At 74.9% G+C, this 11,614-nt stretch carries 11 protein-coding genes and 1 riboswitch; of the genes, 5 read left to right on the top strand and 6 right to left on the bottom strand.

What is annotated here, in order from left to right; genetic code table 11:
• Window positions 1–46: 46 nt before the first annotated feature.
• Window positions 47–1,717, bottom strand: coding sequence for a protein kinase domain-containing protein (locus U5M74_RS01805; protein WP_410905576.1), 1,671 nt, complete (start codon window positions 1,715–1,717; stop codon window positions 47–49).
• Window positions 1,718–1,810: 93 nt separating this feature from the next.
• Window positions 1,811–1,919, top strand: a riboswitch (TPP riboswitch).
• A 49-nt stretch (window positions 1,920–1,968) separates the two neighbouring features.
• Here U5M74_RS01805 and U5M74_RS01800 point away from each other — a divergent pair.
• The 4 genes from U5M74_RS01800 to U5M74_RS01785 are packed head-to-tail and all read left to right on the top strand — an operon-like array spanning window position 1,969 to window position 5,722.
• Window positions 1,969–2,649 (top strand): YkoF family thiamine/hydroxymethylpyrimidine-binding protein, encoded by a 681-nt coding sequence (locus U5M74_RS01800; protein ID WP_410905574.1) that lies wholly within the window; start codon window positions 1,969–1,971, stop codon window positions 2,647–2,649.
• The gene (locus U5M74_RS01795) at window positions 2,636–3,262 is read left to right on the top strand and encodes an ECF transporter S component (RefSeq protein WP_410905572.1); all 627 of its coding nucleotides are present in this window, start codon (window positions 2,636–2,638) and stop codon (window positions 3,260–3,262) included. Before U5M74_RS01800 ends, U5M74_RS01795 begins: the two co-directional genes overlap by 14 nt.
• Window positions 3,252–4,985: an ABC transporter ATP-binding protein gene (locus U5M74_RS01790; RefSeq protein ID WP_410905570.1), complete on the top strand. Its 1,734-nt coding sequence runs from the start codon at window positions 3,252–3,254 to the stop codon at window positions 4,983–4,985. The genes U5M74_RS01795 and U5M74_RS01790 overlap by 11 nt, the downstream gene beginning before the upstream one ends.
• Complete coding sequence (locus U5M74_RS01785) at window positions 4,982–5,722, top strand: energy-coupling factor transporter transmembrane component T family protein (protein WP_410905568.1); 741 nt, start codon at window positions 4,982–4,984, stop codon at window positions 5,720–5,722. The genes U5M74_RS01790 and U5M74_RS01785 overlap by 4 nt, the downstream gene beginning before the upstream one ends.
• A 46-nt stretch (window positions 5,723–5,768) precedes the next feature.
• Here the strand turns inward: U5M74_RS01785 and U5M74_RS01780 are convergent, their stop codons facing one another.
• Window positions 5,769–5,930: a hypothetical protein gene (locus U5M74_RS01780; protein WP_410905566.1), complete on the bottom strand. Its 162-nt coding sequence runs from the start codon at window positions 5,928–5,930 to the stop codon at window positions 5,769–5,771.
• 164 nt (window positions 5,931–6,094) lie between these two features.
• On the opposite strand from U5M74_RS01780, the gene U5M74_RS01775 reads away from it, so the two are divergent.
• Window positions 6,095–6,628 carry a hypothetical protein gene (locus U5M74_RS01775; protein WP_410905564.1) on the top strand — a complete coding sequence of 178 codons (534 nt, stop codon included), beginning with the start codon at window positions 6,095–6,097 and terminating at the stop codon, window positions 6,626–6,628.
• Between the two features lie 19 nt (window positions 6,629–6,647).
• Here the strand turns inward: U5M74_RS01775 and rbsK are convergent, their stop codons facing one another.
• The 4 genes from rbsK to U5M74_RS01755 all read right to left on the bottom strand — a co-directional run bounded on the left by rbsK (window position 6,648) and on the right by U5M74_RS01755 (window position 11,578).
• The gene (gene rbsK, locus U5M74_RS01770; RefSeq protein ID WP_410905562.1) at window positions 6,648–7,541 is read right to left on the bottom strand and encodes a ribokinase; all 894 of its coding nucleotides are present in this window, start codon (window positions 7,539–7,541) and stop codon (window positions 6,648–6,650) included.
• A 91-nt stretch (window positions 7,542–7,632) separates the two neighbouring features.
• The gene (locus tag U5M74_RS01765) at window positions 7,633–9,684 is read right to left on the bottom strand and encodes an ABC transporter ATP-binding protein (protein WP_410905560.1); all 2,052 of its coding nucleotides are present in this window, start codon (window positions 9,682–9,684) and stop codon (window positions 7,633–7,635) included.
• A complete protein-coding gene (locus U5M74_RS01760; RefSeq protein WP_410905558.1) occupies window positions 9,684–10,586 on the bottom strand; it encodes an ABC transporter permease in 903 nt (300 codons plus the stop codon). Before U5M74_RS01760 ends, U5M74_RS01765 begins: the two co-directional genes overlap by 1 nt.
• On the bottom strand, window positions 10,586–11,578 hold the full coding sequence (locus tag U5M74_RS01755) for an ABC transporter permease (RefSeq protein ID WP_410905557.1): 993 nt from the start codon (window positions 11,576–11,578) through the stop codon (window positions 10,586–10,588). The genes U5M74_RS01760 and U5M74_RS01755 overlap by 1 nt, the downstream gene beginning before the upstream one ends.
• Between the last annotated feature and the right edge of the window lie 36 nt (window positions 11,579–11,614).

The following is an 11,614-nucleotide window of genomic DNA, read 5'->3' as shown; positions in this document are numbered from 1 at the left end:
GCGCGATCCGGTCGACCTGGCTCGCAGCCTCGCGAGCCAGGTCGGGTCAGCCCTCGCCGCTCGGGCCGGTGCCGGTGCTGACGCTCGTGGCGCTGCCGCTGCCGGTGTCCGCGCCGTTGGCGTTGCCGTTGCTGCCGCTCGCGCCGTTGCCGTCGCCCGCGGCGTTGCCCGCGCCGTTGCCGGTGCTGCCCTTGTCGCTGTCGGCGTCGCCGTTGCCGTCGTTCGCGTTGCCGCTGTCGCCTGGCGAGCCGTCGGCACCGGTCTGGCCCGCGCTCTTGTCGGGCCTCTTCTCGTCAGGCTTCTTCTCGTCGGGCTTCTTCTCGTCAGACCTCTCGTCAGACTTCTCGTCGGACTTCTTCTCGTCGCGATCCTTCTCGGCGAGAGTCTCGTCCTGCTCCGCGTCCTTCTCGGGCTCGGCGCCACCGGTGCTCGCACCGGTGGGCTGGTCGGCGACCGGCGCGTCACCGGTCCCCGCGTCGCTCACGGGCGCGTCCGCGCGCTCCGACGAGGACTCCGACGTCAGCGCGACCTCGGCGTTGTCCGGGGCCGGCGCGGGCTCCTGAGACGGCGCGTCGTCCGCCGGCAGCTCCGCCACCGGCTGCTGCGTCGCCGTCTCCGGCGGCGACCCCGCGTCGGCCCCCAGCGGAGAGGCGAGCGCCACGGCCGCGACGGCCGCGGCGACTGCTGCCGGCGCGCCGAGCGCCAGCCACCGCCGAGGGACGCGGCGCCCCGTGCCGCCCGCGAGGGCGGGCGCCGGCGACGGGCGGACGGCCGGCTCGTGCGTCCGGCCGAACGGCACGGGCAGCTCCGCCGTCGGCGGGTCGAACACCGCGCCGGAGGCGACCGAGGCCGGCGCGATGGTCCCCGCGGACAGCTGCACCGCCACCTCGGCGGCGCTCGGCCGCGCCCCCGGGTCGATGGCGGTCATGCGTCCGAGCAGCTCCCGCCACGCCGCCGGCAGCTCGTCCGGGATGCGCGGCGGCTGGTGCAGGCGCGCGAGCGCCGACTCCAGCGCGGTCCCCGGGTACACGCGCTCGCCGGTGGACGCCTCCAGCAGCAGCAGGCCGAGCGAGTAGACGTCGGTGGCCGGGGTGACGGGCTGGCCGGTGACCTGCTCGGGCGCGAGGTAGGCGGCGGTACCGATCATCTGGTTGGTCCCGGTGTGCCGGGCGTTGTCGCCGAGCAGGCGGACGATCCCGAAGTCGGTGAGCTTCACGGACCGCTCGCAGTCGAGCAGGACGTTCGCCGGCTTGACGTCGCGGTGGACGACGCCCTGGGCGTGGACGTAGGCCAGGGCCTCGGCGAGCCGGGTGCCGATCGACTGCAGCTCGGCCGGCTCGAGCCCGCCGTCGGCGAGCACCTGGGCCAGCGTCGGGCCGTCCACGAGCTCCATCACCAGGAACGGCTGGTCGACCGACATGGGCGCGGTGTCCGGGCCTGCGTCGTCGGCCCGCAGGCCGATGCCGGCGTCGAGCACGGTGACCAGGCCGGGATGGGACAGCCGCGCCAGCGTGCGCGCCTCGATGACGAAGCGCGCCCGGTCCGACTCGTCGTCGGTCGTCTCGCGCAGCACCTTCACGGCGACCTGCCGACCCAGGACGTGGTCGACCCCCCGGTACACGTCGGCCATCCCGCCCTGGCCGAGGCGGGCACCGAGCTCGTACCGGCCGGCGAGCACCGTGGGCGCGCCAGGTCCGTGCGGAGGAGGGATCGTCACGCTGGAGAGGCTATGTGCGGACCGCGCTCGCCGCCCGTCGACCCGGTTCGCGCACCGGTGACCTCGGAGCGCGCGTGGTGCGTGCTAGCCTCCGGCACGTAGCACGGGAGTCCGGTGAGCCGGGCTGAGAGGGAGTACTCGAACTCCGACCGTTGAACCTGATCTGGGTCATGCCAGCGCAGGGAGCGATCTCAGGAAGCAGGGCATGGTGCCCTCCGTCCTCCCGTGCCTGATCTGCACAGGAGGCAGCTGTGACCAGCACAGGCACGACCAGCACAGGCACGACGGAAGCACCCGCGACGCCGGCGACCGACCTGACCGGCGACCCGATCCGCTTCGGCGTCGGCGCGCGCGTCACGGTCGCCGTGATGAGCGACCGGTACGCCGAGATCATCCTCGGGGCGCTCGAGCAGGCGGACGCCACGGGCCTGACCCTCCAGACGGGCGACGTGAGCACCTGGGCGGGTGGCTCAGAGGCCGACCTGCTGACGTGGCTCACCGACCTGGCCGAGGCCGTGGCAGTCTCGGGCGAGCACGCGTCGATCACCGTGCACCTGTCGCGGGGGTGCCCCGGCGAGGTGGTCTGCGACCTGCCCGGCGGGGCCGGGCCGCGCCCCGTCGAGGCGCCCGCGGGCCGGCAGGTCGGCCGCCGCGCCGCCGCGGAGTGGGCGCTGTACCCGCTGGCCGACGACGTGCGCGCCGGCGTGGAGCCCGACCACATGCGCGACATCTACGCCGCGATCGCCACCGCCCGGGCGAACGGCACCTTCCGCGCGTCGGAGCACTTCGTCACCCGGCTCGAGGGCGACCTGGGCACGATCCTGGCGACGGTCGTGGCCGGGTGGACCGGCGTGGGCCGCACGGTCCAGCACGTCACCAGCCACCTGACCCTCTCGGTCAACAGCCCGAGCCACCGCGATGTCGCGGCCTGAGGCGGCGCGGTGCGCGCCGCGTCTCGAGCTCAAGGACATCGTGCTCATGGTGATGCTCGGTGTCGTCTTCGGGTTCCTCTACTGGGCGCTGGTCCAGGCGTGGAACGGCCTGGCGGTGCTCATGGGCCCGGCCGGCGACCTCGCCCAGCACGTGCTGCTGGGCGGGTGGCTGCTCGTGGCGCCGATCGCGGTGGCGGTCGTGCGCCGCCCGTTCGTGGGCGTCATCGCCGAGGTGATCGCCTCGGTGGTGGAGGTCGTGTTCCTCGGCTCGCCCGTGGGGCCGCTGCTCCTGGTGGCGGCCGCGATCCAGGGCGTCGGCAGCGAGCTGCCCTTCGCGGCCGGGCGCTACCGCCGGTTCGGCTGGGCCCGGTACGCGTTCTCCGGGCTCCTCGGCGCGGGCCTCGTCTTCGTCTTCTCGGCGTTCCGGTTCGACTGGTGGGGGCAGGACATCCTGCTGCTGCGGCTGGGGCTCCAGCTCACCTCGGGCGTCGTGCTGGGCGGCCTCCTCGCCAAGGTGCTCGTCGACGCCCTGGTCCGGACCGGGGCGGTGGACGGCTTCGCGATCGTGCGCGAGACCGCCGTCGCCGCCGTCCCGGTGCGCCGTGAGCGCTGACCGCCCGGGGCCGCCGGTGGCGCCCGTGCTCGAGACCCGCGGGCTCGAGGCGGTCTTCGCCACCGGCGACGGCGTGGGACCCGTGGACCTGCGCGTCCGGCCGGGGGAGCAGGTGCTGCTGCTCGGGCCGTCGGGATCGGGCAAGAGCACCCTGCTGCGGTGCCTGCACGGCGCCGTGCCGCACGCGGTCCCGGCCACGACCCGGGGGTCCGCCGTCGTGGCCGGGCGCGACGTGCACCGGTCCACGGTGGCGGGCCTGGCCGACGTCGTCGGCGTGGTCGCGCAGGACCCCGAGACCGGCGTGTGCCTGCCCGACGTCGCCGACGAGGTGGCGTTCCCCCTGGAGAACCTGGCCGCCGACCCCGCGACGATCGGTCCCGCGGTCGACGACGCGCTCGCCGCGGCCGGCGCCGGCCACCTGCGGGGCCGCCGCACCGACGCCCTGTCGGGCGGCGAGCTGCAGCGCGTGGCCCTGGCCGCCGCGACGGTCACGCGCCCGGCGCTCCTGCTCCTGGACGAGCCCACCGCGATGCTCGACGCCGGCGGCGTCCGGGCGGTGCGCGAGGCGGTGGGCCGGGTGACCGCGACCGGCACGACGGCGTGCGTGCTGGTCGAGCACCGGCTCGACGAGTACGCCGGGGACGACGGCACCGCGGGGCTGCCCGGGCGCTGGGTGGCGCTCGACCGCAACGGCCGGGTGCTCCACGACGGCCCCGCGCGGGAGGTCCTGGAGCGCGCGGGCGCGCGGCTGCTTGCCGAGGGGTGCTGGCTGCCGGCGGACGCCGAGCTGCGCGTGGTGCTCGGCCACGGCGACCTCGCCTCCCCGGCGGTGCGCGCGGGCCTGCGGGCCCTGGCCGCGCTCGCGGGCGACCCGCCGTCGCCGGCCGGGGCGAGGCCCGCGGGGGGCCTGCCCGGCGCCCCGGTGCTGCGCGCCCGTGGGCTCGCGGTCGCGCCGCTCGGCGCGCCGCGACCCACCCGCCGCCGGACGGTCGTACCGGTGCTGCAGGACGTCCACCTCGACCTGCGAGCGGGAGAGGTGGTCGCGGTCGTCGGCGCCAACGGCGGCGGCAAGTCCAGCCTGCTCGCCTGCCTCGCCGGCGTGCAGGCGCCGCTGCGCGGCGCCGTCGACGGCCCGCGCCCGGGCCTCGTGCTGCAGAACCCGGAGCACCAGCTCAGCCGTGCCACGGTGCGCGACGAGCTCGCCGCCGGGCTGCCGCCGGGGGAGGAGACCGCGCGCCGCGTCGACGCGGTGCTGCACCGGTTCGGCCTGGCCCACCACGCCGACCACAACCCGTTCCGCCTCTCGGGCGGCCAGAAGCGCCGGCTGAGCCTGGCCGCCGTGCTCGTGCACGACCGGCCCTTCCTCCTGGCCGACGAGCCGACCTTCGGCCTCGACCGGCACGGCACGCTCGCCGCCGCTCGCGCGCTGACCGCGGCGGCCGCCGAGGGCCGCGGCGTGCTGTTCACCAGCCACGACCTGCGGACGGTCGCCACCTGCGCCGACCGCGTGCTGGTCGTGGCCGCGGGCACCGTCCTGGCGGACGTGGGCCCCCTCGCGCTGGTCCGCGACGAGCGGCTGCTCGCCGCGGCGCGGCTGCGCCCGCCCGCGCTGCTGCGGCGCCTGGCCGCCGAGGTGGCCGACGACGGCGAGCTGCGCGCCGTCCTGCGCGGGCTCGACGCCGCGGTGGAGCGCGTCGGCGACGGGGCGGTGGTGCCGGCATGAGCCCGCTCGGGCGCAGCAACCCCACCGTCAAGGTGGTCCTGCTCCTCGTCGTGTCCCTGTCCACCCTGTTCCTGCTGGACGTGGGCGTGCTCCTGACCCTCTACCTGCTCGGCGTCGTCGTCGCGCTGACTGCCGCCCGGGTGGGCGTGCGGGCGCTCGCGGTGGCCCAGGTGCCGTTCGCGCTCTTCGGCGTCGGCCTGGTCCTCGTGAACGCCCTGACCCGGCCCGGCGACCCGTGGGTGGAGGGCGCGGCCGTGCGGGTGACGCACGAGGGCCTCGTCGTCGGCGTCGCGCTCGCCCTGCGCGGCATGGTGATCGGGGTGCTCACCGTGGCGTTCCTCGCCACGACGCCGCCGCGCGACCTGATGGTCAGCCTCGCCGAGCACGCGCGGCTGTCCCCGCGGTACGCGTACGCGCTCCTGGCCGGCCACCGCATGCTCGAGGCCATGCCGCGGCGGTGGGCGACCGTCCGCGCGGCCCAGGCGGTCCGGGCGCCGCTGGGCCGAGACGGACGGCCTCGGCTCGGCGTGCGCGACTTCGGCCGGGCGACGTTCACGCTGCTCGTCGGCTCGGTGCGCGCGTCGGAGCGGATCGCGCTCGCGATGGAGTCGCGGGGCCTGGCCGCCGGGCCTCGCACCGTGTGGCGGCCGGTCCCGCTGGGCGCGCGCGACGCCGTCGTGGCCCTGGTGGTGCTGGGGACGCTCGCCGCCGTGGTCGCGGTCGGCGCCGTCGTGTGACCGGCCGCGGGCGGCCTGGGCTGCGGCGGCGGGGCGCCGGCGACGGTCAGTCGTCCTCCCGTGCACCCTCCTCGGGCAGGGCCTCCTCCGGCTCCATGGTGTTCGGCTCGTCGCTCATGGTCGCGCCGATGCCCTCGTCCGAGAGGTCGGACGACCCCTGCTGGTCGCGCTCGTCGCCCTCGGGGGAGCGGTCGTCGCTCTCGCTCATCGCAGCCTCCTCGTGCTCGCGGTCCAGCCAGCGTCGGACCTGCCCCCGCGGCCTGCAACCCGCGGCGCCGGGGGCACCCGGTGCCGAGGCGTGCGCGGGCCGCCACGGACGTATCGTCGACCTGAGGGCGCCCGAGGACCAGCGCAGCAGCACGGAGGCCGACGATGACGACAGCACTGCTCGCGCCGACGACGGAGGGCTCGCCGCTTGCCTCGGCCCTGCGGTCCCTGGTCCGGAACGCGGTCGACTACTCGGCGGCACGCGCCTCCCGCGCGCTCGAGCACCTCACCGACCGGCTCGAGGGCGCTGTGGGCGGCGTCGTCGAGAAGGTCGAGGACAAGGCCGAGGACGTCGTGGAGGACGTCGTCGAGAAGGTCGAGGACAAGGCCGAGGACGTCGTGGAGGACGTCGTCGACAAGGTCGAGGACAAGGTCGAGGACAAGGTCGAGGACGTCGCCGAGGACCACGGCGTCGTCACGGGTGCCGTGGTCGGCGGCGCCGGCGCGGCGCTGCAGCAGAAGAACCCCGTGTGGGGCGCGCTCAAGGGGGCGTGGTCGGGCACGGGGACTGGCACCAAGGTCGCGATCGTCGCCGCGCTCGTGGTCGCGCTGCTGCTCAGTCCCGTGCTGCTCGTGCTGCTGCTCGTGGCGCTGCTGGTGGCCCTGGTCGTCCTGGCCGTCCGGCGCGCCGGCGGCTGAGGATGCCGCGTGCGGCGTCTCACGGCAGCCGGTCGCCCTTCCAGGGATAGGACGGCTGCGCGCCCAGCCACGTCACCGACGCGGCTGCCGCACGGGTCGCGTGCTGCGCGGCCTGCCGCACCGTGTCGCCGGCGGCGAGCCGGGTCGCGAGGGCGCCCACGAACGCGTCGCCGGCGCCGGTCGTGTCCCGAGGCTCCACCGCGAGGGCGGGCAGGGACCAGGGCCCGCCCCGGTCGCGGCCGAGCACGCCCGCCGCGCCGAGCGTGACGACAACGGACGGCACGCCCAGGGCGGCGAGCTCCTCAGCGGCCTGCTGGCTGTCCGCGACGGGCCGCCCGAGCAGCGTCGCCGCCTCGTGCTCGTTGACCACGAGGGGGTCGGCGAGGGCGAGGACCTCCCGGGGCAGCGGGGTCGCCGGCGCGACGTTGAGCACGACGCGCACCCCGCGGCGGTGAGCGGTCTCGGCGGCCCGGACGACCGACGCGACGGGGATCTCGGCCTGGAGGACGCACACCCGGGCTCGCGCGAGGAGCGGTGCGGCGGCGTCGACCACAGCCGGCGTGACGGCGCCGTTGGCGCCGGGCACGACGACGATGGCGTTCTCCCCGTCGTCGGCGACGGTGACGATCGCCAGGCCGGTGGCGGTGCCGGCGGTGCGTACGTGCGCGAGGTCGACGCCGGCCTCGCGCAGACCGGACAGCGCGACGTCCGCGTACGCGTCGGTGCCCACGGCGCCGACCATGGCGACTCCCGCCCCGAGACGGGCCGCGGCGACCGCCTGGTTGGCGCCCTTGCCTCCGGGCATGGTTGTCGAGCCACGGCCGAGGACCGTCTCGCCCGGTGCGGGGTGGCGGCCAACCTGGACCACCAGGTCCACGTTGATCGACCCGACGACGACGACGTCGTGCCTCACGGCGTCCTCCTTCGACACGGGCCGGCCCGCACGGCGAACGGAAGGCGATGCTCCCTGCCGTGAAGGTACGTCATCCGTCGCCGGGGTGGGGTCACCGGACGTCGTCGACCGCCTCCGCCTCGCGCGCGATCGCCCGGTCGAGCTGTGCCTCCGTCGGGGCGTGCCCCGGCGTCGCCAGGTCGAACGGGTTGGGGATGGAGTCGAGCAGCAGGCGCGTGTAGTCGTGCTCCGGCCGGCGCACGACCCGGCCGGTGGCGTCGTCCTCGACGATCTCGCCGCGTCGCATGACCATCGTGTCGTCCGCCAGCAGCCGGGCGCTCAGCAGGTCGTGCGTGATGTAGAGCATCGCCACGTCCCGCTCGCGGACCATCGTCGCGAGCAGCTCGAGGATCTCGGCGCGGATCGACACGTCGAGCATCGAGATCGGCTCGTCGGCGATCAGGACCTTGGGCTCGGGGGCCATCGCGCGGGCGATGACCACGCGCTGCCGCTGCCCGCCGGAGAGCTGGTGGGGCAGCTTGTCGACGTAGGCCTCGCCGGGGTACAGCCCGACGGACTCGAGCAGCTCGACGGCCCGGGCGCGGGCCGCGTGCCCCTGGAGCCCGAGGTGGTTGCGCAGCGGCCGCGAGAGGGCGTAGCCGACGGTCTTGGTGGGGTTCAGGGCCGAGAACGGGTCCTGGAACACCATCTGCACGTCGGCGTGGTGCCGCGCGAGCGCCGCCCCCCGCAGCGCCGTGGCGTCCTCGCCGCCCACGGTGACCGTGCCCGCGGACGCCCGTTCGGTGCCGGTGAGGATCTTGGCGATCGTCGACTTCCCGGAGCCGGACTGCCCGACGAGCGCGCGCACGCGGCCCGGCCACAGCGTGAAGGAGACGTCCTTGACCGCGTGGACGGGCACCTTCCGCCAGCCCTCGCGCCGGTGGTAGGTCTTGTGCAGGTGCTCGACGACGACGAGCGGCTCGGCGGCGGTGCCGGCGGTCGCCGCCCGGACGTCGGACCACGCGGGCACCTCGGTGTACCGGGTCTCGACGGCCCGGCCGCGGGCGATCCCGCCCGGCCCCTCCCCGAAGAGGTGGCAGCGCACCATGCCCGCGGCGGCGAGGCCGTCGGGCCCGGCAGGCGCACCGTCCGTGGCGTCCGGGCCGAGGGTGACGACCGGGGGCGCCGTCGTGCGGCACACGTCCATCGCGGCCGGGCAGCGCGGAGCGAACGGGCAGCCCCGCGGAGGCAACGTCAGCGACGGCGGGCGTCCGGGGATGTAGGCCACCGAGACGGTCTCGGCGCGCGGGTCGTCGAACGACCCGAGCAGCCCGCGGGTGTACGGGTGCAGCGGGTCGGTGGCGATCTCCGCGGCGGTGCGCGTCTCCACGAGCTCCCCGGCGTACATCACCAGCACGCGGTCGGAGATCTCCAGCACGGTCCCGAGGTCGTGGCTGATGAACAGCACGGAGAAGCCGAGCTCGGCCTGCATGGACCGCAGCTCGTTGACGATCTGGCGCTGGACGACGACGTCGAGCCCCGTGGTCGGCTCGTCGAGGATGACCAGGCGTGGGCGCAGCACGAGGGCGAGGGCGAGCACGACGCGCTGCCGCATGCCGCCGGACAGCTCGTGCGGGTACGCCCGCATCACCCGCGCGGGGTCCAGGTCCACCGACGCGAGGACCTCCGCGATCCGTTGCTGCCGCGGCCCGTCGGCGGCGTCGTCCCAGCCGTGCGCGGCCATGACGTCCTCGAACTGCGCGGCGACGCGCATGACCGGGTTGAGCGCGTTCATCGACGACTGGAAGACGGTGGCGATCTCCCGCCAGCGGAGCCGGTCGATCTCCCGCTCGGGCAGCTGCCACAGGTCGCGTCCGTCGTAGAGCACCTGCCCGCCGGCGTGGTACGCGGGCTTGTCCAGCAGGTGCAGCATGGCGTTGCCGAGCGTGGACTTGCCGCACCCGGACTCGCCCAGGAGGCCCACGAACTCGCCGGGCGCGATGTCGAACGAGACACCGCGGACGGCGTGGGTCTCCGGCAGGTCCCGGGAGCGGTAGTCCACGCGCAGGTCGCGGACCTGGACGAGGGGGCGCTCGCGGGCGTCGTCGGTCGCGTCCGCACCGGCTGCGGTGCGGGTCGTGGGGCGGCTGCCGACGGTGGTCATCAGGACTCCCTCAGGTGCGGGTTGCTCAGCGCGTCGACGCCGAAGTTGATGAAGGTCAGGGCCGTGATCAGGCCGGACAGGAGCAGGCCCGGGACGATCAGCCGGAGGTAGCCGCCGGAGAGCAGCGCACCGTCGCTGCTGGCCATGTTGAGCATCTTTCCCCAGGAGACCGAGTCGAGGTTGCCGATGCCGAGGAAGCTCAGGCCCGCCTCGGCGGCGACGGCCCCGCCCACGGCGCCGATGAACCCGAAGACGATCAGCGACGTCATGTTCGGGGCGATCTCGCGGAAGACGATCCGCATCGTGCGGTCCCCGGCGAGGCGCGCGGCCTCGATGTACTCGCGGTTGCGCAGGGTGATGATCTGCGCCCGCTTGAGCCGGGCGGCCCCGGCCCAGCCCGTGACGGCGATGACGACGATCACCATGAGCGAGCCGCCGTTGCCGTAGGAGGTGAGCGTCATCATCAGCGGGAGCGCGGGGATGACGAGGGCGAGGTTCGTCAGGAACATCAGCACCTCGTCGGTGAGTCCGCCGAGGTACCCGGCGGTCATCCCCACGAGCAGGGCGATGGCGGTCGCCGCCAGCCCGGCGAGGAGGCCGATCGTCAGCGAGGTGCGCGCACCCCAGACCGCCTGGCTGAAGACGTCCTCGCCCTGGCCGGTCGTGCCGAACCAGTGCGCCGACGAGGCGGGCAGACCGTGGTCGAAGCCGGTGTACCGGGGGTCGTACGGGGCGATCAAGGGGGCCAGCGCGGCGACGGCGACGAAGAAGGCGAGCAGGACGATCCCGAAGCGGGCCTTCTTGTTGCGCCACAGGATGGTCCACCACTGGGGGGCGCGGCCGCGGGGCCGCGCCCGCACGTCGTCGGCGGTGGGGTCCGGCGTCAGCGTGGGGGCGCTCATCACGCCGCCTCCTTTCGACGGGCGCGCGGATCGAGGATGCCGTAGAGCATGTCCGCGACGAGGTTCGCCACGAGCACACCGGTGGCGATGAACAGGAAGATGGTCTGGGACAGGGCGTAGTCGTGGTTCCCCACGGCGTCGAAGAGCAGCCGGCCCATCCCGGGGTACTGGAAGATCTGCTCGACCAGGACCGTGCCGCCCATGAGGGCGCCGAGCGCCATCGCCAGCCCGGTGATGTTCGGCAGGATCGCCACGCGGGCGCCGTAGTGCAGCGCGAGCACCCGGTTGCTGAGCCCCTTCGCCCGCCCGAACCGTGCGTAGTCCTCGCCGAGCGACTGCACCATGTTGTTGCGCATGCCCAGCATCCAGCCGATCGGCCCGGTGACCATGATCGCCAGGGCGGGCAGGACGAAGTAGTAGGCGGCGTCGGCCAGGAACTCCGGGGTCAGGGCCGGCTCGACGAACCCGGAGTAGCCGCCCGTGGCGGGGAACCACCCCAGCGTGTACGCCAGCACCCAGATGATCAGCAGGGCGACCCAGAAGAAGGGCAGGGTGCCCAGGAAGCTGGCGCCGACGGTCATGACCGAGTCGAAGGTGGACCCGCGCCGCCACGCGACCCAGGTGCCGAGCAGGGTCCCGATGACGAACGACAGCACGAGGGTGACCCCGACCAGGACGACCGTCCACCACAGCGCCTCGCCGATCATGTGGCTGACGGTGTACGGGAAGTAGCTCATCGAGACGCCGAAGTCGCCGTGCAGGGTGTTCACCAGGTACGCGCGGTACTGCTCCCACAGCGACGTGTCGGGGGCCCCGATCATCGCGCGGATCGCGTCGATCTGCGCCTGGCTGACCTGCTCGCCCTGTCCGGCGATCTTCTGCGCCATGATCGCCGCCGGGTCGCCGCCCGAGATGCGCGGGATGAAGAAGTTCAGGGTGACCGCGCCCCAGAGCGTGAGCAGGAAGAATCCGATCCTGCGGACGAAGTACATCGGGTGCTCCTCTCCGGCGGGGCCACGCCGACGTCG

It is taken from the genome of Puerhibacterium sp. TATVAM-FAB25, assembly GCF_046535855.1.
Classification (GTDB): domain Bacteria; phylum Actinomycetota; class Actinomycetes; order Actinomycetales; family Cellulomonadaceae; genus Puerhibacterium; species Puerhibacterium variabilis_A.
The sequence above is the reverse complement of the archived record's forward strand: the minus strand, read 5'-3'. Positions and strand labels throughout refer to the sequence as shown.

Bases quoted from the DNA above. Each gene is read 5' to 3' on its own strand.
- U5M74_RS01780 (WP_410905566.1), bottom strand. From the start codon at position 5,930: ATGAGCGAGAGCGACGACCGCTCCCCCGAGGGCGACGAGCGCGACCAG.
- U5M74_RS01765 (WP_410905560.1), bottom strand. From the start codon at position 9,684: ATGACCACCGTCGGCAGCCGCCCCACGACCCGCACCGCAGCCGGTGCG.
- U5M74_RS01775 (WP_410905564.1), top strand. From the start codon at position 6,095: ATGACGACAGCACTGCTCGCGCCGACGACGGAGGGCTCGCCGCTTGCC.
- U5M74_RS01760 (WP_410905558.1), bottom strand. From the start codon at position 10,586: ATGAGCGCCCCCACGCTGACGCCGGACCCCACCGCCGACGACGTGCGG.
- U5M74_RS01755 (WP_410905557.1), bottom strand. From the start codon at position 11,578: ATGTACTTCGTCCGCAGGATCGGATTCTTCCTGCTCACGCTCTGGGGC.
- U5M74_RS01785 (WP_410905568.1), top strand. From the start codon at position 4,982: ATGAGCCCGCTCGGGCGCAGCAACCCCACCGTCAAGGTGGTCCTGCTC.
- U5M74_RS01795 (WP_410905572.1), top strand. From the start codon at position 2,636: ATGTCGCGGCCTGAGGCGGCGCGGTGCGCGCCGCGTCTCGAGCTCAAG.